Below are 20,453 nucleotides of genomic sequence, written 5' to 3' on the forward strand. Positions count from 1 at the left end.
CGCAGTTTTCTTCAGGCATGGCGAGGCCCTACCGCGCAAATAGCGGTAAGGCTGAACCACACAAGGATGTTTAGGAGTGGTTAGAAGCGCGCTTTGGGCGTCGCCACCGGTATCGGATGGCTGCCATCGAGCGGTAGGAAACGTCCCTGGTCCGCGTCGTAGGCTTTGATCTCGCTGGTCTCGATGTTGTACACCCAGCCGTGGATGAACAACTGACCGTTGGCCATGCGCGAGGCCACCGAAGGGTGCGTTCGCAAATGCTGCAACTGTGCGATCACGTTCTCTTCGGTGAGGATGGGCATGGTCTGCTTTTCGTCACCGCACGGACAGTTGTCGTGGACCATGGTCTTGGCCACTTCGGCGTGGCGCAGCCAGGCTTTTACCGTGGGCATTTTTTCCAGGGTGTCGGGGTTGAGCACCGCACGCATGGCGCCGCAATCGGAATGGCCGCAGACAATGATGTGCTGCACGCCGAGGGCCAGCACGGCGTATTCGATGGCGGTGGAGACGCCGCCGTTCATTTGCCCGTAAGGCGGAACGACGTTGCCGACGTTACGGGTCACGAACAGGTCGCCGGGGGAGCTATGGGTGATCAACTCGGGCACGATGCGCGAATCGGCGCAGGTGATGAACATCGCCCGGGGTTTCTGGGCGGTGGCGAGTTTCTTGAAGAGTTCTTCCTGCTGCGGAAAGATCTCGTGATGGAAATGCAAAAAGCCGTCAACAATATGCTGCAGCGCTGCATCGGCGGTTTCCGCCTCGGGTTGGGCTGAAGCCGACGCAGCCAACGGCTGTTTATCCTTGTCACTCATGATTCATCCTCTTTGACGGGTATGACGCCAGTGGCTGGTTAAAAAACGTCCAGGTCGAAAGGCCCGACCTGTCAGTCACTCGCTGAACAAGGTAGCGGTCGAAACTTAACTCAAACTGAATCGAAGGCTCTAGGACAACGATTGCAGAGGTGGCAAAACACTGGCGCAGATCATGTCCAGCAGCCGTTCCAAGGTCAACTTTAATCAAATCAAAGACATTTGTCGGCCCGGCGGACAGAAGGCATCGCAATCCAGATTGTATCCGTCACGGCGCTCAAGCCCCAAGCGCTTGAGCGCCTTGGCGAAACGCTGGGCCAACAGGTCGGCGAACGGGCCTTCGCCGCGCATGCGTGCACCGAAGCGGCTGTCATACAGTTCGCCGCCACGGCTCTGGCGAACCAGGCTCAGCACATGGGCGGCGCGTTGCGGGTAGTGCGCCTGCAACCACTCCTCGAACAGCGGCGCGACTTCCAGCGGCAGACGCAGCATGACGTACGCGGCGTTCTGCGCGCCGGCGGCGTGTGCTTCGGCCAGCAGGCTTTCGATCTCGCTGTCATTGATCATCGGGATCATCGGCGCACACAGCACCCCCACGGCAATACCCGCCTCGCGCATGACCTTGATCGCCCGCAACCGCGCCTTGGGTGCCGCCGCGCGGGGTTCGAGAATGCGCTTGAGCTCATCGTCCAGGGTCGTGAGGCTGATCATCACGTGCACCAGGCGCTGTTGCGCCAGTTCGGTCAGCAGGTCCAGGTCGCGCAGGATCAGCGACCCCTTGGTGACGATGGTCACCGGATGCCGATAGCGCAGCAGCACCTCGAGAATCCGGCGGGTGATCCGTTGTTCGCGCTCGATAGGCTGATAGGGATCGGTGTTGGAACCCAGTGCGATCGGCGCGCATTGATAGCCGCGCCGGGACAATTGCTCTTCCAGCACATCGGCGGCATTGGTCTTGGCGATCAGCTTCGTTTCGAAATCCAGCCCCGGCGACATGTCCCAATAGGCATGGCTCGGCCGCGCATAGCAGTAGATGCAGCCGTGTTCGCAGCCTCGGTACGGGTTGATCGAGCGGTCGAAGGGGATATCGGACGAGGTGTTGCGGGTAATGATGGTCTTTGCCATTTCGATGCGCACTTCGGTGCCCTGGGTCGGCGGGACTTCCTGATACCAGCCGTCATCTTCGGCCACCGAGCGACTTGGGGCGAAGCGGTTGTGGGGGTTGGTGGCGGTGCCGCGACCGCGCGGCGCAGGAGAGACAGGCATGGGGATGCTCCGAAGGCTGTATATGTGTACAGTATTCGAGCGCGTTGTTTTCAGCCAGCGCCGTTCAGCAGTTGATTGGCTTCTGAAGGTGGCACTCTTCGATTCAAAATTCGTTTATACAAACCTCAACCACTGTCCCGAACAAGATTACAGCTACGCTAGTTCACCTTTGACGGACCCACATCCATGTAACTGAGGGAGACCCGTAGGTCTCCCGCAGTTTGTACCTAGTACCAGTTGGCGGCGAGCACCGGCTGTAGGGCATGTGCCTGAGATACGTCGAAATTGCCGGAAATGGCGGTAGACAGCTCGAACGGAGCCATGGCATGGACCAGGTTTTCGACATTGCGCTCCGCTAGACGCTGGCCGTTGCCGGCGATGATATCGCCCGGACGAGCGGGTGAGACGGCATACCAGTCATGTACGGTGACCTGTTGAGCGGTGCCAATCCGACTCACCACCGCGGCTAAGATGAATATGCTGGCCTACGTTTTCTGCCAGATCATCCGAAGCCTTCTGAAATTGCGCGTCAGTGAGTGGTCGTTTTTTTGCAGCAGCCGCAAATTGCATTGACCCTCGAACCATTTCGTTACTGAAGTTGCCGTCGTTTGCATTGATGCTGGTGGCAACACTTAGCCAGTTCTCGGCGATTCTCATGTCATCGAGTAGTGCGGGGTCTGTGGCTGCTCGGCGATGGGCAGCGACTAAGCCACGTAGGTACTGATACATCTGAGGGTAACGCTTGGCTTGACGCAGGCGCTCGACTTCCGACAGCTGTTCAGCTGTCATATTGATCATGTTCATCCGTTAACCTTTAATCAATAAGGGTGCGTTTCAGGAACTCCAGGGCAAAGTCGTCCATAGCCTTGAAGTCTGTATGGGTGGCTCGGTATTGGTAGCTGACTGCAAGTCCATGGAACATCCGCCTCGCTACCCACGAGATTCCCATCTGGCCGATGGCGACGCTTTCACCATCTGAGCCCCTGAAGTGAAGGCTTGTATATCCTCCCCTCTTGTAAATGAAGAGGCCGTTTTCTTCGCGGGTAGGAGTGAGTCCTTCGAATGACCTAACGACGCTATATCCGACGTCCACCTCCTTTAGCCAAAACAACATGTATCGATCCCCAATAGCGTTTGGGACGACTTTGGCCGAGGGAAATTCAACAGTCATCTCTAACAGTGCCAAAGTGCTAGGATCTATCGTCCGGCACTCGTCGGTACTCAAGTTAAGACGTGTGAGTCGCGATGACTTTCCGCCTATATCAGGTGTGCAGTCGGCGAATGAAAGTTGCTGGTATAGAATAATTAGTGCGGCCATCGACAGTTTAATGATGTGCAGCATCCATGCTCCTTGTTTTTAAGTTGTGGGAAATGTTTGTTTCAGAAAGCTCAGTACAGCTTCGTCCATGTCTCGGAAGTCTGAGCATGTTATCGAGTATTTATAGTCGACAATGTATGTATGAAATGTCCTATTTGCCATCCAAGTGTTGTCTAATTTACTGACATACACCTTGTTACCATCTGAGCCAGTGAATTGGTACCAACTGACTTTTCCGTTCCAATAGATTTTCATGCCTTGCTCTTCTCGAGCCGGGATCGCGTCATCGAAGATCGCCAGAAAATCATGGTTTTGGTCTGCTTCGACGATGTGCACCCTTACGTCGGGATGGCCAACGGTTTCCGGTGCGCTCCATTCTAACGGGTAGTCGATTGTCATCGCGACGTTGGGGTAATCGCTGCGCTCGCTACGAGAACAACTCTCCTCCCGAACATTCACGTGTTGTGCGCGAGAAGTTTGGTGATCGTCTTTCGATGCCCAGCCGACTTCAATGCCTTGGAAAGAAAACGTTAGAAGTGCAGCGGAAATTTTTATAAAAATGCTCATGTAACTCTCCTTTACATTTTGCTCTGCGTTCACGCAGATATTCTTCCCTGTGCTGTCGAATCGGTTGGGGAAATAATCGATTTATATTTTAGATCGCCCAAGAGAGCGACCTGTACAAGGGGAGGGCTATGACAATTCGTATGAGCAGGCTCTGGAAAGCATCCTATGCTTGCAAGTGTCTTTGAACAATTTGGAGATTGTCACGCAATCTTTCGAGAAGCGGGTTCTAATATTACAAGGAGTTGCCCGTGCTCCAACGGAATTTCGTCAGTTGGCGGTCGGGTTAGTACAGTCCAGTTTTCCACGGCCTGCGATTTACAATTCATTCACACGCGCCTCACAGTATTTTGACTGGTTCAGGCCGAAGCTATCTGCACCCGTCCTGTTGTGATCATTGATCATGTTGAAACCCTCAGTTGTTGCCGTACTTTTCACTTCACTCTTGAGCTTGCTGGTGGTCAACCGGTCAGAGGCAGACGAACCTAGCGAACCTCGGCCTGCCGAATGGGCCCAGCCCGTGGCAAAGGACTACAACCTTTACCAGATGTCCCCCACGCTCTACCGCAGCTCCTTGCCGGACGGCGGGGCCTTGCCCTTGCTGAGCAAACTGCGGATCGGCACAGTCATCACCTTCCTGCCGGAGTCGGACAAGCGTTGGCTGTCCACCCCCGGCATCGAGCAAGTGCAATTGCCTTATCGCACCAACCATGTCGACGACAGCGACATCCTTCGGGCACTGCGCGCCGTCCAGGCCGCCGAAGCCAAGGGGCCGGTACTGATGCACTGCAAGCACGGCTCGGACCGCACCGGATTGGTGGCCGCCATGTACCGGGTGGTGGTACAGGGTTGGAGCAAGGAAGACGCGTTGAACGAAATGACCGAAGGCGGCTTTGGCGACAGCCATCACTTCAAGGACGGGGTTCGCTACATGATGCAGGCCGATGTGGAGAAACTCCGCACGGCATTGGCGAACGGCGATTGCAGCACCAGCGTTTTTGCGTTGTGTTCGCTGGAAAGCTGGGTCAATTCGACCACGACCCCTTCACACCTCGATCCGCAGGCGGCCCTTCCCAAACCCTGATCAGCGATTGCCCAGGAACGCCTGGATGGATTCAGTCAGCGGTCGCGAATCGCCCGGCCCGAATATCGTCTCGCGCAGTGCCTGGCCGGTCTTGCGATTGAACAGCCCGTCGCGCTTGAACCGCTGGAACACGGTTTTCGCCAGTTCCCTGGACCAGGCATAGGCATAGATCCCGGCGCCATAGCCGGTCACCAGGTAGTCCAGGCCATTGGGCCAGCGTTCGCTGGGCCACACGGGCAGGTGCCCGACGTCGGCGCTGACCTGATCGAATACCTGTTGGGCCGTGCGCCCGTCGCCGTGGCTGCGGTGCAACTCCATGTCGAACAGCGCATCGCGAAGGATCGCGGCGGTGTCCCAACTGGTCTGGGTGTCGAGGTAAACCAGCAACTGATCGGCGATATCGTCCGGCAACGGCTCCTCGGTCTGGTGATGTTTGGATACCCGGATCAGGCATGGCTTGGAGAAGCACCACTGCTCGAAGAGAACCCCGGCGAATTCGGCCGTGTCCCGGGACAGCTCCGCGATGCCCGAAATGTTGCGGTATTGAGCCTGGCTCAACAGGTGGTGCAGGCAGTGGCCGAACTCATGGAAGAGGATGCGCAGTTGCCGATGATCCAGCAACACCGGGTCTTTCCCTGAACCGCGCGGCAACCAGCCATGCAACACGGCGACGGGGTACCGGGGCCGGCCCTCGGCCGTGATGCGGCGGTTTCGCAGGGTGGTGGTATTCGGGAACCCGTCCTGGTTGGCTTTCTCCAGCGGGTCGAAATAAAGGTAGCCAATGAGCTCGTCCCACTCGCGGACTTCAAACAGCCGCACGTCTGGATGCCAGGTTGCTTCATCCTGGCGCTCCACGATGCTCACGCCGAACAGGTCCCTGGCCATCAGCAGCAGCTGTGAAAAAGTCGATTCCAGCTCGAACCAGGCACTGGCGGCCTGCTCAGACACGCCCGTCGTTTGCCGACGAAGCTTTTCCGCCAGGTATTGATAGTCCCAAGGCTGGAGGTCGCGCAAGCCTTGCGTCGTGGCATAGGCCTTCAGTTGCTCGGTGTCCCGGACGAATACGCTGCGCTGCTGGGCAAGTTGCCCCCGCAGGAACGACAGCACCTGCTCGGGCGACTCGGCTTGCTCGGGCTCGAGCGCCATGTGAGCGTAATTGGAATAGCCCAGCAAGGTGGCGTGCTGATGTCGGTCCCTGAGCAACTGCGCGAGGACTTCGCCGTTGTCGAACACGCCGGCCTGTGGCCCTTGGTCCGATGCGCGTGTGCTGAAGGCGATGTACATGCGTTTGCGCAACAGAGGATTGTCGGCGTAACGGCTGACGATACGAAACGACTCCTCGTTGAGCGTCAGCCGCCAGCCTTTGCGCCCGGCCTCACGCGCTTGCTCCGCCATGCGTTGCTTGAAAGAGGCCGGCAGGCCGCTCAATTGTGCCTCGTCGTCGAACCCTTGGTGCCAGGCTTTATTGGCCTCGTGCAAGTGCTCCTGGAACAAGGTCCGGGCGCCCTGGATGCGCAGTGTCAGGCTTTCCAAGTCTGGCTGTGCGCTGTGCGCCAATCCGTTCTGGCGAAACTGCCGGAGGATTTTTTCCAGCGTGCGTTTTCTGGCGGGTGTGAAATGCCTGGCGATCTGGCTGTTGGCCAATTGCTGGAAGCGTTGAAACAGTTCGCGATGTTGCGTCAACGACCGTTGGTAGGCGTGCAAGCGCTCGCTGCAGTCGAGCGAAGCCTGTGTCCAATCGGGGCCTGTCCGGGTCAAGGTCAGGCGTTCCAGCACGTAGCCGAAGCCTTTCAAGCGGGCGTGGATGTCGTCCATCGCCAGCACGAGGTCGTCCCAGGTGGGGAACGGTGCCTGGGTCTTGATGATCTCGGCCACTCGAGTGCGACTCTCGGCAATGATCTGGTCGAGGGCCGGTGAGAAATGCCGGGCTTGGATCCGGGCGAAAGGGGGCAGGTGGTGGGCCTGCAACAGCGGATTGTCATCGTTGGGCATCAGCGGTCTTCCTTGGACTGAACGAGATGGACAGTCTGGGCAGGAAGCTGAGCGGCGGGGCGATATATATGTATCGCTTCCGGGCCGGGCGGCCCGGAAGGTGATGCCGAAGATTTCAGTCGGTTTTTTTCTTCAACTTGGGGTTGGGAAAAAACTGTACCGCCTGGACCTTGGCGTCCGGCACCTTGAGCGCCGAGGTATTGACCCGGGTGCCCAATTCCTTGGGCACCGACAGGCCTTGCTCGTTGAGTGTGTCCGAATAACCGCAGGCCACACATTCACGGTGCGGCACGCCGTCTTCGTTCCACATCATCAGCTTGTCCGGCTCGCTGCAGGCCGGGCAGACTGCCCCGGCGATAAAGCGTCTCTTGGTAATCACAGGCCCCTCGCTCATGCTGCGGCGTCCTCGGTCAGGCCGCTATGGCGCAAGAGTGCGTCAATCGACGGCTCACGGCCACGGAAGTCGACGAACAGCACCATCGGTTCCTGCGAACCGCCACGGGCCAGGATGGCTTCACGGAAGGCACGACCGGTGGCAGCGTTGAGCACGCCGTCCTCTTCGAACTTGGAGAAGGCATCGGCCGACAATACTTCTGCCCATTTGTAGCTGTAGTAGCCCGCCGCATACCCGCCGGCGAAGATGTGGGCGAAGCTGTTGGGGAAGCGGTTGTAGGCCGGTGGGCGCATGACCGACACCTCGTCGCGCACGCCTTCGAGCACTTGCGCCACGCTGCGACCGTCGCCGTGGGTGGCGTGCAGTTCGAAGTCGAACAGCGAGAATTCCAACTGGCGGACCATCATCAAGCCGGACTGGAAGTTTTTCGCCGCGAGCATTTTTTCCAGCAAGTCCTGGGGCAGCGGCTCGCCGGTTTCGTAGTGACCGGAAATCAGCGCCAGGCCTTCGGGCTCCCAGCACCAGTTTTCCATGAACTGGCTCGGCAGCTCCACGGCATCCCAAGCCACGCCGTTGATGCCGGAAACGCCGGCGTGTTCGACGCGGGTCAGCAGGTGGTGCAGGCCATGGCCGAATTCGTGGAACAGGGTGGTGACTTCATCGTGGGTCAGCAGCGCCGGTTTGCCGCTGTCGGCCGGAGTGAAGTTGCACACCAGGTTCGCCACCGGGCTTTGCAGCACGCCCTCGATCGTACGGCGACGGTCGCGGGCGCCGTCCATCCAGGCGCCGCCACGCTTGTTGGCGCGGGCATAGAGGTCGAAGAAGAAGCGGCCCACGTGCTGGCCGTTCTCCTTGATTTCGAACAGGCGCACGTCCGGGTGCCAAGTGTCGAAACCTTTCAGTTCGGCAATCTCGATACCGTAGAGGCGTTGCACGATGGCGAACAGGCCGCTCAGTACTTTGTCGATCGGGAAGTACGCGCGCAGGGCTTCCTGGGCCACGCTGTAGCGCTGCTGACGCAGTTTTTCGCCGTAGAAGCCGCTGTCCCAGCTTTGCAGGTCGGGGCAGCCCTGTTCGGCGGCGAAGGCTTTGAGCTGTTCCAGGTCCAGGGCGGCGAACGGTTTGCTGCGCTTGGCCAGGTCGCGCAGGAAGCTGAGGACCTGATCGCTGGACTCGGCCATCTTGGTCGCCAGGCTCAACTCGGCGAAGTTGGCGAAACCGAGCAGTTGGGCCAATTCCTGGCGCAGGTCGAGGATCTGTTCCATCACCGGGCCGTTATCGTTCTGGCCGGCATTCGGGCCCTGGTCCGAGGCGCGGGTGCAGTACGCCGCGTAGACTTCTTCACGCAGGGCGCGGTCTTCGGCGTAGGTCATCACCGCGTAGTAGCTGGGGAATTCCAGGTTGATCAGCCAGCCGTCCAGCTCCTTGGCCTGGGCGGCCGCGGCCATTTGCGCCTTGGCCGAATCGGTCAGGCCGGCGAGGGCGGCCTCAACGGTGACGTGTTTGGTCCAGGCCTGGGTCGCGTCCAGCAGTTGGTTGGAGAAGCGGCTGCCCAGCTCGGAGAGTTTGCTCTGCACTTCGGCGTAGCGCTTCTGCTGCTCGGGCGGCAGGTCGATACCCGACAGGCGGAAGTCCCGCAGGGAATGTTCCAGGATGGTTTTCTGCGCCACGTCGAAACCCGCGGCTTCAGGGCTGCTCGCCAAGGCTTCGAAGGCCTGGAACAGTTCGCGGTTCTGGCCCAGCTCGGTGGAGTAGGCACTCAACGCCGGCAGGCAGGCCTCGTAGGCTTCGCGCAGTTCAGGGCTGTTGCGCACGGCGTTCAAATGGCTGATCGGGCTCCAGGCGGCGCCCAGGCGATCATTGAGCTCGTCCATCGCCAATACCAGGCCGGCCCAGGTAGGCTGCCGGACTTGGGTCTTGAGAAGCTCGGCGATAGCGGCACGGTTGTCAGCCAGGATCTGCTCGATGGCCGGTTGCACGTGCTCGGCACGGATCGCCGAGAATGGCGGCAGGTCATAGGGTTGTAAAAGAGGGTTGTTCACGCTCACGGTCGACACCTTGGCTGGAAGAAACATGGGCCCATCTTAATTACAATCGACGTTCACCGCAGCTAGCAGCGCCTATCACCGGATAAGAGAGAGCCTATCGTGACCCTTCGCACGTACCAGAACCACAGCCCGCGGCTAGCCCGTGGCGCTTTTGTCGACAGCACCGCGGTGGTGATCGGCGACGTCGAAATCGGCGAAGACAGCTCCGTCTGGCCGCTGACGGTCATTCGCGGCGATATGCACCGCATCCGTATCGGTGCGCGTACCAGCGTCCAGGATGGTTGCGTGCTGCACATCACCCACGCCGGACCGTTCAATCCCGATGGCTTCCCGTTGCTGATCGGCGACGACGTGACTGTCGCCCACAAAGTCATGCTCCATGGTTGCTCCGTGGGCAACCGGATCCTGATCGGCATGGGCAGCATCGTCATGGACGGCGCGGTGGTCGAAGATGATGTAATCATCGGTGCCGGCAGCCTGGTACCGCCGGGCAAACGCCTGGAAAGCGGCTTTTTGTATGTCGGCAGCCCGGTGAAGCAGGCCCGGCCACTGACCGACAAGGAACGCGCGTTTTTCACCTACAGCGCGGCGAACTACGTGAAGCTCAAGGACCTGCATCTGGCCGAAGGCTACGACCAGGTCTGACAGGTTCGTCACTGTCCTTCCTTGTTTGATTCATCGTGGCGAGGGAGCTTGCTCCCGCTGGGCTGCACAGCAGCCCCAATGACTTCCAGGAATTGCCATGCACTACCAGACTGTACTCTTCGACCTCGACGGCACCCTCACCGACCCGCGCGAGGGCATTACCCGTTCGATCCAGTTCGCCTTGAGCAAACTGGGCATCGACGAACCCGACCTGACCCGCCTTGAGCATTTCATCGGCCCACCGCTGTTGCAGGCCTTCATGCAGTTTTACGACTTCGACGAGGCGAAGGCCTGGGAGGCGGTGAACTTCTATCGTGAACGCTTCAAGGTCACCGGCTTATACGAAAATCGTGTCTTCGACGGCGTGATGCCACTGCTGGAAACCTTGGACGGCCAAGGGCGCCAGTTGTACATCGCCACCTCCAAACCCTGGGTCTTCGCCCGGGAAATCGCCCGCCACTTCGACTTCGCCCAGCACTTCAAGGTGATCTACGGCAGCGAACTGGACGGCACCCGCACCAATAAAGTCGAGCTGATCGCCCACCTACTGGCCGAAGAAGGCCTCGACCCAGCCAATACCCTGATGATCGGCGACCGCAAACACGACCTGATCGGCGCCCACAGCAATGGCTTGGATGCGGCGGCGGTGGGATATGGGTTTGGCAGTCATGAAGAACTCAGCGCCGAGGGCCCGGCGTATCACTTCGAGACGGTGGATGCGTTGCATCAGGCGTTTTTGCGGCGTTAGTCATATTGCTATCGCGGGCAAGCCTTGCTCCCACAGGCATTCCAGATGTTGCTTTTTTGAGGGAGCAAGCCTGCTCTTCATAGCACTCAAGGTGTTGCTCTGTGGGAGCAAGGCTTGCCCGCGATGAGGCGATCGTGGACGCAGCTTGAATCGAGTCAGACCCATATCGCGTCCCACAAGGGATAGTCCCCAATTTTCGTAACTAAACCGGCCCGCAACGGGTTTGCCACGATGTATCGCGCGACTTTTTGTAACTCTTCCTCCTTTCGAATGGCCCGGTCATGGAACCCATCCTGCCAAAGCGAGCCTTCCCGCTGCATCAATCGATTGAAGACAACTGTGGTCCGAGACTTCGTTCGCGCTATCAGTTTGGAGAGTCCTATACCCTGCAATTCGATCAGCCAGTGAAAATGGTCCGGCATCACCACCCAGGCTAACGAGTGGGCAAATTGCTCTTGCTGGGCCTTCCGAAAGGCATCAACCACCAAGCGCCCTGTCTCGAAGCGACTAAAAAACGGTTCGCGGTCGCGCGTATTCACTGTCAGCAAATAGATTTGCCCAGACTGCGAATAACGCCCGAAACGCAATTGATTGGAGTGAGGCAGTGTTGTCATAAGTGATCCTCCTTGATCTGTCCTTTGTCTCAAGGCTAGGACAGCTGCAACGGATCCGACATTGGAATGTTGGAGCAGAATGTGTCTGGGCAGACACCATCGCGGGCAAGCCTTGCTCCCACAGAGCTGGTCTTTAAGGATCAAGCTCCCTCGCCACAGGGGGGTGGCGTCAGGCCCTGAACTGGCTCGGCGCTACCCCACTCCAGCGCACGAAGGCATGGCGGAAGCTGGCGGTTTCGCTGAAGCCCAGTCGTTCGGCGATTCGATAGATCGGCAATTGGTCCTCGCAGAGCATCTGCTTGGCCCGTTCGAAGCGCAGTTCGTCCAGCAGTTCCTGGTAGCTGCAGCCCAGGTCCTTGAGGTGGCGCCGCAAGGTGCGGGCCGAGCAGTTCATTTGTTCGGCGAGGCCTTCCAGTCCGGGGGCGGCGTCCAGTTGGGCATCGAGCAACTGGCGGATCCGCCCCAGCCAGGCCTGGCGTCCGGTGAATTCGGTGTTCTGCCGGCGGCAGCGTTCGGCCATGGCGTGATGGGTGATGGGGTCGGCCAGGGGCAAGGGTTGGTCGAGCCAGTGACGCTCGAAAGCGAACGCATTATCGACGCTGCCAAAGCGCACCGGGCAATCGAAGAGCGCTGCGTAGCGCGCCTGGTAATCGGGCGCCGGATGTTCGAAGCGTGCCGCATGCAAGGGCAGTACATGACCAAGGAGGTCGTTACAGATTACCCTCAGCGAAACCATGCAGAACTCGGCATTGAACACTGCCAGGGCCGGATTCTCCCGATAATCGCTGGCGCTGAACCAGATGCACTGGCCGTCATCGTCCAGGTTCAGTTCGAAGAGTGTTCCCAATAGCGCCGGATAGCGCAGCGCCAGGCGCAAGGCGTCACCTAAGGTGGCACTGGTGAGCAGCGCATAGCCGAGCATCCCGTAGGACGAAACGTGCATGCGCAGGCCCAGTTCCAGGCCGATGTCGCGCTTGAGAGCCACGGCGTTGGCGCAGACCTGCATCTCCTGGTTGGTGGTGATGCGTGTATCGGCCCGGCTCAGGTCCGCCGCGCTGATGCCGCTGCCGGCCAGCAATGCCTCACTGGGCAGCCCTTGGTGCTTGAAGGTGCTCAGTACCAGAGAGACGGCGTTGAGGGTGGTGAGGTGGGAATGAAGCATGTCCGTTTCCAGCCTGGGGAAGCTGGAGACGGAGCAAGTTACATGCCGGGTGAAAATCGGACGCTCAATGAAACACCTGGGGGAGCTTGCTCGCGATGGCTGCCTACTATTGGGAACATCAAATTGAATGTCCTGCCGCTATCGCGAGCAAGCTCGCTCCCACAGGTGGTGCAGGTGTGTCAGCTCAGCTCGCCACACAGGTCCAGCTCTACCAGCCGCCGAACCTCTTCCACCGGCAGCCCGGCGCCAATCAACGCCTGCAACTTGCCGAACGCGGCTTCACGGGTCATGCCGCCGCCGGACAGCACGCCGACGCCGCGCAAGCGGCTGCCAGCCTCATACACGTCCAGCTCGACACCACCTTCATGGCATTGGGTCACCGCCACGACCACCACGCCGCTGTCCCGCGCCCGCTCGAGGCTGGCGAGGAAGGCCGGGTTGTCGCTCGGCCCGGTGCCGCTGCCATAGCACTCCAGCACCAGGCCCTGGATGCCGCTGCCCAGCAGGCCGTCCAGGATCTCGGCACTGATGCCGGGAAACAGCGGCAGCGCGGCGATGTTCGCCAGGTGCTTGGGCTGGTTGTAATTCAACTGCGCCGGCAGCGAGGAGGCTTTGACGCCGCCGCCCTGGCGTTCGAGGCGCTTGAACGGGTGGCGACCGAAGCTGCGCACTTTCGCGCAACGGGTTGGTGCCAGCAGTTCACCGTGGAAGTACAGGTGCACGCCTGGCGCCAGACCCTGGCCAAGGGCGACCAGCGCGCCGCTGAGGTTTTCCCAGGCGTCGCTGTCGGTCACGCCGGCGGGCAGCATGGAACCGGTGAAGCAGACCCGCGCATGCAGGCCCAGCAGTTGGAAACTCATCGCCGCGGCGCTGTAGGCCAGAGTGTCGGTACCGTGCAGGATCAGTACGCTGTCGCAGCCCTGCACATCCACGGCATCGACCACCGCTTCGCGCAGTTGCTGCCAGTAGGCCGGGGTCATGTTGGCGCTGTCGATCAGCGGTGACATTTCCCGGAAGCGCCATTGCGGTACGACGAGTTCGGGTTGGCTGTGCAGGTAATCGCGCATCCGCGCTTCGAAACCGGATGCCGGGGCCAGGCCGTGGGCGCTGGCCTGCATGCCGATGGTGCCGCCAGTGTAGAGCACCATGACGTGCTGGGCGCCAGGGTAGGTCGTGGAATTCATGGTTGTTCTCCGAAGACGAAAACGGCAGCTTGGGTTAGCCGCCACAGCGTAAGGTCGAGCATGACGCCGACCTTACGCTGTGTCACGCCGGGCGCAGGGGATGCGCCCGATTTTTTCCGAACAGCTTATGACCGATCAGCGTTGCGCTGCAGTCGCACCAGCAACAGCGGTGTCAGGTTTGGCAACCGGCGCCGAAGGGGTGGCTGGCCAAGCCTTGCGGTCCAGGTCCAGGTCCGGGAACTTGCTGGAGTCGAAGACTGGAGTCTTGATACCGGCCGAGCGCTGGTCATCGTAGTCACGCAGGATGCGCATGCCGACCTTGAACAGCAGGAACAGCGCGATCAGGTTCACGAACGCCAGCAGGGTCATGGTGATGTCGGCAAAGGCGAACACGGTGCCGAGGTTTTCGATGGCGCCCCAGAAAATCAGGACCAGGACCAGCGCGCGGTAGGCGATCAGGGCCTTGCGGTTTTCACCCAGTATGAAGCGCAGGTTGTTTTCGCCCAGGTAGTAGTTGTAGAGGATCGAGGTGAACACGAACAAGGACAAGGCCACGGAGATGAATACCCGGCCCCAGTCACCCACTACGGCTGCCAGGGAGTTCTGGGTCAGGGCAATGCCGTCGCCTTCGAAGCCTGGGGTGTAGAAGCCCGACAGCAGGATCAGCAGCGCGGTGCAGGTGCAGATCACGAACGTGTCCAGGAACACGCTGAACGCCTGTACCACGCCCTGGGCTACCGGGTGCTCGACCGAGGCTACGGCGGCCACGTTAGGCGCACTGCCCAGGCCGGCTTCGTTGGCGAACACGCCACGTTTGACGCCCATGACGATGGCGCTGCCGATCAGGCCGCCAAAGGCCTGGTCCAGACCGAAGGCGCTCTTGACGATGGTCGCCAGCATGGCCGGTACGTGGTCGAACTGCAGCACGATCACGTAGATGGTCACGGCGATATACGCCAGGGTCTTGACCGGTACCAGCAGGTCGGCAACCCTGGCGATACGCTTGATCCCACCGATGAACACCAGGCCCAGCAGCACTGCCAGGCCCAGGCCGGTGTAGGTGGTGTCCAAGCCAAAGGCGTTGTTCAGGGAATGGGTGACCGCGTGGGCTTGCAGGCCGTTGAAGGCGAAGCCGAAGGTGACCAGCAGCAGGAGCGCCATGATCATGCCCAACCAGCGTTTTTGCAGGCCGTGCTGGATGTAGTAGGACGGGCCGCCACGGTACTGGCCTTCGGAGTCGCAGCGCTTGTAGAGCTGGCCGAGGGAGCATTCGAAGAAGCTGCTGGACATGCCGACCAGGGCGGTCACCCACATCCAGAACACCGCACCAGGACCGCCGAGGGTCACGGCGATGCCGACACCGGCGATGTTGCCCGCGCCGACACGACCGGCCAGGCTGAGCATCAGGGCCTGGAAGGAACTGAGCTGGTCAGTGCTGCTTTTCAGGCTGTCACGGAACACCGAGAACATATGAAAGAAATGACGGAACTGGACGAAACGCGAGCGGATCGTGAAGTAGCTCCCGAGCCCGACAATGAGCACGATCAGCACTTTCCCTGAGAGGAAGTCGTTGATGACTTCAAGCATGAGTATTCCTCGCTGTTTTTTGTTTAAGCAAATGCTGGCCATTTGGAAATATCGCGTTACATCGGTCGGCGCGCGGCCCAACAGGTGAGGCGATGTTTCGTCCCGGTCCATTTTCGCGGGTTGTTATTAGTTCGGTTTTCGCATGTTTAAGGGTCACGTTGCAGACGACCACTCATGCGAAGAGGGGCGGCACTATACCTATCAGTGCGGTGCCCGTCTGCACAGTTGTGGTGCGTCCGACGAAACGAAACCTTTGAAACACCTGGCCTTTCGGTCAGGTTATTGTGGGCGCTAGCCTGCTCGTATTGGCTGGCGACGCGGTTTACAACGGGCAGCGCGTCGTCGTTTATCGCGAGCAGGTTCCTTCCCACAGATTCAGTCATCCTTTGCTGCTATCAATTAAAAAAAGGGCTTGGGGAAGATCCCCAAGCCCTCAAAAGGTGAGAGGTGTCTAGTCCCTCGACCTGGTGAGCGGTGGTTGCGTCGATCACGCTTTGAGCGGGACCAGACGCGGAGCAATCATGTTTTCCGGGCGCAGGATGTCGTCGAGCATGGCGTCGTCGAGCAAGCCTTCTTCGCGCACCAGTTCCAGCACGCCGCGGCCACTTTCCAGGGCAATACGGGCGATGCGGGTGGCGTTTTCATAGCCGATGTACGGGTTCAGGGCGGTGACCAGGCCGATCGAATGCTCGACCAGTTCACGGCAGCGCGCTTCGTTGGCGGTGATGCCGACGATGCAGTGCTCGCGCAGCATGTCCATGGCCCGTTGCAGCAGGCGGATCGAGTCGAAGATCTTGAAAGCGATCAGCGGTTCCATCACGTTCAGTTGCAGTTGGCCGCCTTCGGCCGCGATGGTCAGGGCCAGGTCGTTGCCGATAATCTGGAATGCCACCTGGTTGACCGCTTCCGGGATCACCGGGTTGACCTTGCCGGGCATGATCGAGCTGCCTGGCTGGCGGGCCGGCAGGTTGATTTCGTTGATGCCGGTGCGTGGGCCGCTGGACAGCAGGCGCAGGTCGTTGCAGATCTTCGACAGCTTGACCGCAGTGCGCTTGAGCATGCCGGAGAACAGCACGAAGGCGCCCATGTCGGAGGTGGCTTCGATCAGGTCGGCGGCTGGAACCAGCGGCTGGCCGCTGATGGTCGCCAGGCGCTGTACGGCCAGGGCCTGGTAGCGCGGGTCGGCATTGATGCCGGTGCCGATGGCGGTGCCGCCCAGGTTCACTTCGGTGAGCAGTTCAGGCGCCAGGGTTTTCAGGCGCGCCAGGTCTTCGCTCAGGGTGGTGGCGAAGGCACGGAATTCCTGGCCGAGGGTCATCGGCACGGCGTCTTGCAGCTGGGTGCGGCCCATTTTCAGGACGTGGCTGAATTCTTCACCTTTGGCCGCGAACGCCTGGATCAGGCTGTCGAGGCTAGCCAGCAACGCGTCGTGGCCCAACAGCAGACCCAGGCGGATCGCGGTCGGGTAGGCGTCGTTGGTGGACTGCGCCATGTTCACGTCGTTGTTGGGGTGCAGGTACTGGTACTCGCCTTTCTGGTGGCCCATGGCCTCCAGCGCGATGTTGGCGATGACTTCGTTGGCGTTCATGTTGGTCGACGTGCCGGCGCCGCCCTGGATCATGTCCACCACGAATTCTTCGTGGAAATCGCCGCGGATCAATCGTGCACAGGCTTCACTGATGGCGGCGTGCTTGGCTTCGCTGAGCTGGCCCAGTTCGCGGTTGGCGTCAGCGGCGGCCTGTTTGACCATTGCCAGACCGACCACCAGCTTAGGGTAATGCGAGATCGGGACGCCCGAGAGACGGAAGTTGTTTACCGCTCGTAGGGTCTGGATGCCGTAATACGCTTGCGCCGGTACTTCGAGTACGCCAAGCAGGTCTTTTTCAGTGCGGAATGATGCAGCGGAGGACATGATGGAAATCATCTCGATAAGGACCCGGTCTGAGCCGGAACGCTGTGAATCCTAGGCTCTCGAAAAAAATAGGGCCAATGCTGTTAAACACTGGCCTATGCATATTCGGCATAATGTGGGTGTGACGTCGGCGGTGCGACGAGCGTGTGACCTGTTTTGGTGCGTGTAAGGGAGGACGTGATGAATCTTGAAAGCAAATGGCTTGAGGACTTCAGTGCCCTGGCTGCTACCCGCAGTTTCTCCCAGGCGGCCGAGCGGCGCTTCGTGACGCAACCGGCGTTCAGCCGGCGAATCCGCAGCCTGGAGGCGGCGCTGGGGCTGACCCTGGTCAATCGTTCGCGCACGCCTGTCGAGCTGACGGCGGCGGGGCAGTTGTTCCTGGTGACGGCGCGCACGGTGGTTGAGCAGTTGGGTGAAGTGCTGCGTCATTTGCATCACCTGGAGGGCGGGCAGGGCGAAGTCATACAAGTGGCCGCCGCCCACTCCCTGGCGCTGGGCTTTTTCCCGCGCTGGATCGCGCAACTGCGCAACGAAGGGATGAACATCGCCACGCGGCTGGTGGCGACCAACGTCGGTGATGCCGTCCACGCCTTGCGTGAAGGCGGCTGCGACCTGATGCTGGCCTTCTACGATCCGGACTCGGCCATGCAGATGGACCCGGAGATCTTCCCGTCGCTGCACCTGGGCCAGACCGAGATGCTGCCGGTGTGCGCCGCCGATGCCAGCGGCAATCCGCTGTTCGACCTTGAAGGCGAGGCCAGCGTGCCGCTGCTGGCCTACAGTGCCGGGGCATTCCTCGGGCGTTCGGTCAACCAGTTGTTGCGCCAGCGGGCGCTGCGTTTCACCACGATCTACGAAACGGCCATGGCCGACAGCCTGAAAAGCATGGCCCTGGAAGGCCTGGGCATCGCCTGGGTGCCGCACCTGAGCGTACGCGCCGAACTGGCCCGGGGTGAACTGGTGATCTGCGGCGGCACGCAGTGGCACGTGCCGTTGGAGATCCGTCTTTACCGCTGCGCCTTGGTACGCAAGGCCAATGTGCGGTTGTTGTGGCGCAAGCTCGAAGGTGGCGTGGTGCAGGGCGCCGCCGGACTCTGATGCAGCGCAGATCCCCTTGTGGGATGCCGCTGAATCAGGGTCATCACCGAGCCCTTGTGGGAGCGAGCTTGCTCGCGATGGCGGCCTGACATTCACCGTGGCATTGACTGGCCTACCGCTATCGCGAGCAAGCACGCTCCCACAGGGATTAGTGTCGTAGTTCTGCTGACCTTGGAGTCAATAAAACCGCCACTTCATCGCAAATGACAGATGGTCGGCGAAAGTGCGTTTAACGCACCATTTTCGGTATACTGCCCGGCCTTCGGTCGGTTCGCCCGACCATCATTCGTACAACAAGCCACGCCGGTTTCCTGCGTGGCTTGTTGTTTTTTGACGCGCCTGCGGGCGCCCAGAGAGAAGAGGCACGACGATGAGTGCACTGGTTGGCGTGATCATGGGCTCCAAGTCCGATTGGTCCACCCTTAGCCACACCGCCGATATGCTGGAAAAGCTCGGCATCCCTTACGAGGTGAAAGTGGTCTCTGCCCACCGTACCCCGGACCTGCTGTTCCAGTACGCCGAAGAGGCCGAGGCGCGTGGCATCGAGGTGATCATCGCCGGTGCCGGTGGCGCCGCCCATTTGCCAGGCATGTGTGCGGCCAAGACCCATCTGCCGGTGCTGGGCGTGCCGGTCCAGTCTTCGATGCTCTCGGGCGTCGATTCGTTGCTGTCGATCGTGCAGATGCCGGCCGGCATTCCGGTCGCGACCCTGGCCATCGGCAAGGCCGGCGCGATCAACGCAGCCCTGCTGTCGGCGAGCATCCTGGGCGCCAAGCACCCACAATTTCATACCGTGCTGAAAAAATTCCGCGCTGAGCAGACAGACAGCGTCCTGGACAATCCAGACCCACGCATTGCCTGAGGTTGTTGACGAATGAAGATCGGTGTAATCGGTGGCGGCCAGTTGGGCCGCATGTTGGCCCTGGCAGGTACACCGCTGGGGATGAACTTCGCTTTCCTGGACCCGGCGCCGGACGCCTGCGCCGCGGCACTGGGTGAACACCTGCGGGCCGACTACGGCGACCAGGATCACCTGCGTCAATTGGCTGATGAAGTTGACCTGGTGACCTTCGAGTTCGAAAGCGTCCCGGCCGAAACCGTGGCCTTCCTGTCCCAGTTCGTCCCGGTCTACCCGAGCGCCGAAGCCTTGCGGATCGCCCGTGATCGCTGGTTCGAAAAGAACATGTTCAAGGACCTGGGCATCCCCACGCCAGCGTTCGCCGACATCCAGTCCCAGGCCGACCTGGACGCTGCCGTTGCCGCCATCGGCCTGCCGGCCGTGCTCAAGACCCGGACCCTGGGTTACGACGGCAAGGGCCAGAAAGTCCTGCGCAAGCCTGAAGACGTGGTCGGTACCTTCGCCGAACTCGGCAGCGTGGGCTGCCTGCTGGAAGGCTTCGTGCCGTTCACCGGGGAAGTCTCGCTGATCGCCGTGCGTGCCCGTGACGGTGAAATCCGTTTCTATCCTCTGGTGCACAACACGCACAAGGACGGCATCCTCAAGCTGTCCGTCGCCAGCACCGACCATCCGTTGCAGGCCTTGGCCGAGGATTATTCCAGCCGCGTGCTCAAGCAGCTCGACTATGTCGGCGTGATGGCGTTCGAGTTCTTTGAAGTGGACGGTGGCCTCAAGGCCAACGAAATCGCCCCTCGGGTACACAACTCCGGGCACTGGACCACCGAAGGCGCCGAGTGCAGCCAGTTCGAAAACCACCTGCGGGCGGTCGCCGGGCTGCCGCTGGGGTCGACCGCCAAGGTCGGTGAGAGCGCGATGCTCAACTTCATCGGCAAGGTGCCGGACGGCGAGAAAGTCCTGTCGATCGCTGACTGCCATTTGCATCACTATGGCAAGGCGTTCAAGGCCGGGCGCAAGGTCGGCCACGCCAACCTGCGCTGCGCCGACCGTGCCACGCTGGCCCAGCAGATCATCAAGGTCGAGACGTTGATCGCCGAGCAATAATCTGAAACAGCGGTGGAACCATTCGTCGGCTAATCTCTCTCATGGCTAAGTGCCAAAGTCTGACTAGG

At 60.4% G+C, this 20,453-nt stretch carries 19 protein-coding genes; 6 read left to right on the plus strand and 13 right to left on the minus strand.

Annotation, left to right across the window (positions count from 1 at the left end; translation table 11 throughout):
• Positions 1-80: 80 nt before the first annotated feature.
• From KI237_RS00755 to KI237_RS00775, 5 genes are all read right to left on the minus strand, one after another.
• Complete coding sequence (locus KI237_RS00755; RefSeq protein WP_063323564.1) at positions 81-812, minus strand: carbonic anhydrase; 732 nt, start codon at positions 810-812, stop codon at positions 81-83.
• Between the two features lie 204 nt (positions 813-1,016).
• Positions 1,017-2,075 carry a PA0069 family radical SAM protein gene (locus KI237_RS00760; protein ID WP_212798393.1) on the minus strand — a complete coding sequence of 353 codons (1,059 nt, stop codon included), beginning with the start codon at positions 2,073-2,075 and terminating at the stop codon, positions 1,017-1,019.
• A 417-nt stretch (positions 2,076-2,492) separates the two neighbouring features.
• Positions 2,493-2,879: a hypothetical protein gene (locus KI237_RS00765; RefSeq protein WP_212798394.1), complete on the minus strand. Its 387-nt coding sequence runs from the start codon at positions 2,877-2,879 to the stop codon at positions 2,493-2,495.
• A gap of 10 nt (positions 2,880-2,889) precedes the next feature.
• Complete coding sequence (locus tag KI237_RS00770; RefSeq protein WP_212798395.1) at positions 2,890-3,417, minus strand: hypothetical protein; 528 nt, start codon at positions 3,415-3,417, stop codon at positions 2,890-2,892.
• Between the two features lie 15 nt (positions 3,418-3,432).
• Positions 3,433-3,960, minus strand: a complete 528-nt coding sequence (locus KI237_RS00775; protein ID WP_212798396.1) for a hypothetical protein — start codon at positions 3,958-3,960, stop codon at positions 3,433-3,435.
• Between the two features lie 400 nt (positions 3,961-4,360).
• On the opposite strand from KI237_RS00775, the gene KI237_RS00780 reads away from it, so the two are divergent.
• Positions 4,361-5,041 carry a phosphatase domain-containing protein gene (locus KI237_RS00780; RefSeq protein WP_212798397.1) on the plus strand — a complete coding sequence of 227 codons (681 nt, stop codon included), beginning with the start codon at positions 4,361-4,363 and terminating at the stop codon, positions 5,039-5,041.
• On the opposite strand, the gene KI237_RS00785 is transcribed toward KI237_RS00780, so the two are convergent.
• The 3 genes from KI237_RS00785 to prlC all read right to left on the minus strand — a co-directional run bounded on the left by KI237_RS00785 (position 5,042) and on the right by prlC (position 9,502).
• Positions 5,042-7,033, minus strand: a complete 1,992-nt coding sequence (locus KI237_RS00785) for a M3 family metallopeptidase (RefSeq protein WP_212798398.1) — start codon at positions 7,031-7,033, stop codon at positions 5,042-5,044.
• Positions 7,034-7,148: 115 nt separating this feature from the next.
• Positions 7,149-7,427 (minus strand): YheV family putative zinc ribbon protein, encoded by a 279-nt coding sequence (locus KI237_RS00790; protein WP_047230061.1) that lies wholly within the window; start codon positions 7,425-7,427, stop codon positions 7,149-7,151.
• Positions 7,424-9,502, minus strand: a complete 2,079-nt coding sequence (gene prlC, locus KI237_RS00795) for an oligopeptidase A (protein ID WP_212798399.1) — start codon at positions 9,500-9,502, stop codon at positions 7,424-7,426. Before prlC ends, KI237_RS00790 begins: the two co-directional genes overlap by 4 nt.
• 72 nt (positions 9,503-9,574) lie before the next feature.
• Between prlC and KI237_RS00800 the strand changes: the two genes are divergently transcribed.
• A complete protein-coding gene (locus tag KI237_RS00800) occupies positions 9,575-10,120 on the plus strand; it encodes a gamma carbonic anhydrase family protein (protein WP_212798400.1) in 546 nt (181 codons plus the stop codon).
• A 97-nt stretch (positions 10,121-10,217) separates the two neighbouring features.
• The gene (locus tag KI237_RS00805; protein WP_212798401.1) at positions 10,218-10,868 is read left to right on the plus strand and encodes an HAD family hydrolase; all 651 of its coding nucleotides are present in this window, start codon (positions 10,218-10,220) and stop codon (positions 10,866-10,868) included.
• Between the two features lie 155 nt (positions 10,869-11,023).
• Here KI237_RS00805 and KI237_RS00810 read toward each other — a convergent pair whose 3' ends face one another.
• The 5 genes from KI237_RS00810 to aspA form a co-directional block, all read right to left on the minus strand.
• Positions 11,024-11,482, minus strand: coding sequence for an REP-associated tyrosine transposase (locus tag KI237_RS00810; RefSeq protein ID WP_212798402.1), 459 nt, complete (start codon positions 11,480-11,482; stop codon positions 11,024-11,026).
• Between the two features lie 169 nt (positions 11,483-11,651).
• Positions 11,652-12,644 (minus strand): AraC family transcriptional regulator, encoded by a 993-nt coding sequence (locus KI237_RS00815; RefSeq protein ID WP_212798403.1) that lies wholly within the window; start codon positions 12,642-12,644, stop codon positions 11,652-11,654.
• Between the two features lie 179 nt (positions 12,645-12,823).
• Positions 12,824-13,828: an asparaginase gene (locus KI237_RS00820; RefSeq protein WP_212798404.1), complete on the minus strand. Its 1,005-nt coding sequence runs from the start codon at positions 13,826-13,828 to the stop codon at positions 12,824-12,826.
• A 135-nt stretch (positions 13,829-13,963) separates the two neighbouring features.
• Complete coding sequence (locus KI237_RS00825) at positions 13,964-15,415, minus strand: alanine/glycine:cation symporter family protein (RefSeq protein ID WP_212798405.1); 1,452 nt, start codon at positions 15,413-15,415, stop codon at positions 13,964-13,966.
• A gap of 487 nt (positions 15,416-15,902) precedes the next feature.
• Positions 15,903-17,327, minus strand: coding sequence for an aspartate ammonia-lyase (gene aspA, locus KI237_RS00830; protein ID WP_186708252.1), 1,425 nt, complete (start codon positions 17,325-17,327; stop codon positions 15,903-15,905).
• 180 nt (positions 17,328-17,507) lie between these two features.
• Here aspA and KI237_RS00835 point away from each other — a divergent pair, with 180 nt between their 5' ends.
• The 3 genes from KI237_RS00835 (at position 17,508) to KI237_RS00845 (ending at position 20,385) form a co-directional block, all read left to right on the plus strand.
• Positions 17,508-18,425, plus strand: a complete 918-nt coding sequence (locus KI237_RS00835) for a LysR substrate-binding domain-containing protein (protein WP_212798406.1) — start codon at positions 17,508-17,510, stop codon at positions 18,423-18,425.
• 370 nt (positions 18,426-18,795) lie between these two features.
• On the plus strand, positions 18,796-19,287 hold the full coding sequence (purE, locus tag KI237_RS00840; RefSeq protein ID WP_003196369.1) for a 5-(carboxyamino)imidazole ribonucleotide mutase: 492 nt from the start codon (positions 18,796-18,798) through the stop codon (positions 19,285-19,287).
• Positions 19,288-19,299: 12 nt separating this feature from the next.
• Positions 19,300-20,385, plus strand: coding sequence for a 5-(carboxyamino)imidazole ribonucleotide synthase (locus KI237_RS00845; protein ID WP_212798407.1), 1,086 nt, complete (start codon positions 19,300-19,302; stop codon positions 20,383-20,385).
• The last annotated feature ends 68 nt before the right edge of the window (positions 20,386-20,453 follow it).

The organism is Pseudomonas sp. St316, assembly GCF_018325905.1.
GTDB lineage: Bacteria > Pseudomonadota > Gammaproteobacteria > Pseudomonadales > Pseudomonadaceae > Aquipseudomonas.

Excerpts from the sequence above, each read along its gene's own strand:
- KI237_RS00845 (WP_212798407.1), top strand. The coding sequence starts at position 19,300 with ATGAAGATCGGTGTAATCGGTGGCGGCCAGTTGGGCCGCATGTTGGCC.
- KI237_RS00770 (WP_212798395.1), bottom strand. The coding sequence starts at position 3,417 with ATGCTGCACATCATTAAACTGTCGATGGCCGCACTAATTATTCTATAC.
- KI237_RS00835 (WP_212798406.1), top strand. The coding sequence starts at position 17,508 with ATGAATCTTGAAAGCAAATGGCTTGAGGACTTCAGTGCCCTGGCTGCT.
- KI237_RS00810 (WP_212798402.1), bottom strand. The coding sequence starts at position 11,482 with ATGACAACACTGCCTCACTCCAATCAATTGCGTTTCGGGCGTTATTCG.
- KI237_RS00785 (WP_212798398.1), bottom strand. The coding sequence starts at position 7,033 with ATGCCCAACGATGACAATCCGCTGTTGCAGGCCCACCACCTGCCCCCT.
- KI237_RS00775 (WP_212798396.1), bottom strand. The coding sequence starts at position 3,960 with ATGAGCATTTTTATAAAAATTTCCGCTGCACTTCTAACGTTTTCTTTC.
- KI237_RS00765 (WP_212798394.1), bottom strand. The coding sequence starts at position 2,879 with ATGAACATGATCAATATGACAGCTGAACAGCTGTCGGAAGTCGAGCGC.
- aspA (WP_186708252.1), bottom strand. The coding sequence starts at position 17,327 with ATGTCCTCCGCTGCATCATTCCGCACTGAAAAAGACCTGCTTGGCGTA.
- purE (WP_003196369.1), top strand. The coding sequence starts at position 18,796 with ATGAGTGCACTGGTTGGCGTGATCATGGGCTCCAAGTCCGATTGGTCC.
- KI237_RS00780 (WP_212798397.1), top strand. The coding sequence starts at position 4,361 with ATGTTGAAACCCTCAGTTGTTGCCGTACTTTTCACTTCACTCTTGAGC.
- KI237_RS00825 (WP_212798405.1), bottom strand. The coding sequence starts at position 15,415 with ATGCTTGAAGTCATCAACGACTTCCTCTCAGGGAAAGTGCTGATCGTG.
- KI237_RS00815 (WP_212798403.1), bottom strand. The coding sequence starts at position 12,644 with ATGCTTCATTCCCACCTCACCACCCTCAACGCCGTCTCTCTGGTACTG.
- KI237_RS00755 (WP_063323564.1), bottom strand. The coding sequence starts at position 812 with ATGAGTGACAAGGATAAACAGCCGTTGGCTGCGTCGGCTTCAGCCCAA.
- KI237_RS00760 (WP_212798393.1), bottom strand. The coding sequence starts at position 2,075 with ATGCCTGTCTCTCCTGCGCCGCGCGGTCGCGGCACCGCCACCAACCCC.
- KI237_RS00790 (WP_047230061.1), bottom strand. The coding sequence starts at position 7,427 with ATGAGCGAGGGGCCTGTGATTACCAAGAGACGCTTTATCGCCGGGGCA.
- KI237_RS00805 (WP_212798401.1), top strand. The coding sequence starts at position 10,218 with ATGCACTACCAGACTGTACTCTTCGACCTCGACGGCACCCTCACCGAC.
- KI237_RS00820 (WP_212798404.1), bottom strand. The coding sequence starts at position 13,828 with ATGAATTCCACGACCTACCCTGGCGCCCAGCACGTCATGGTGCTCTAC.
- prlC (WP_212798399.1), bottom strand. The coding sequence starts at position 9,502 with ATGTTTCTTCCAGCCAAGGTGTCGACCGTGAGCGTGAACAACCCTCTT.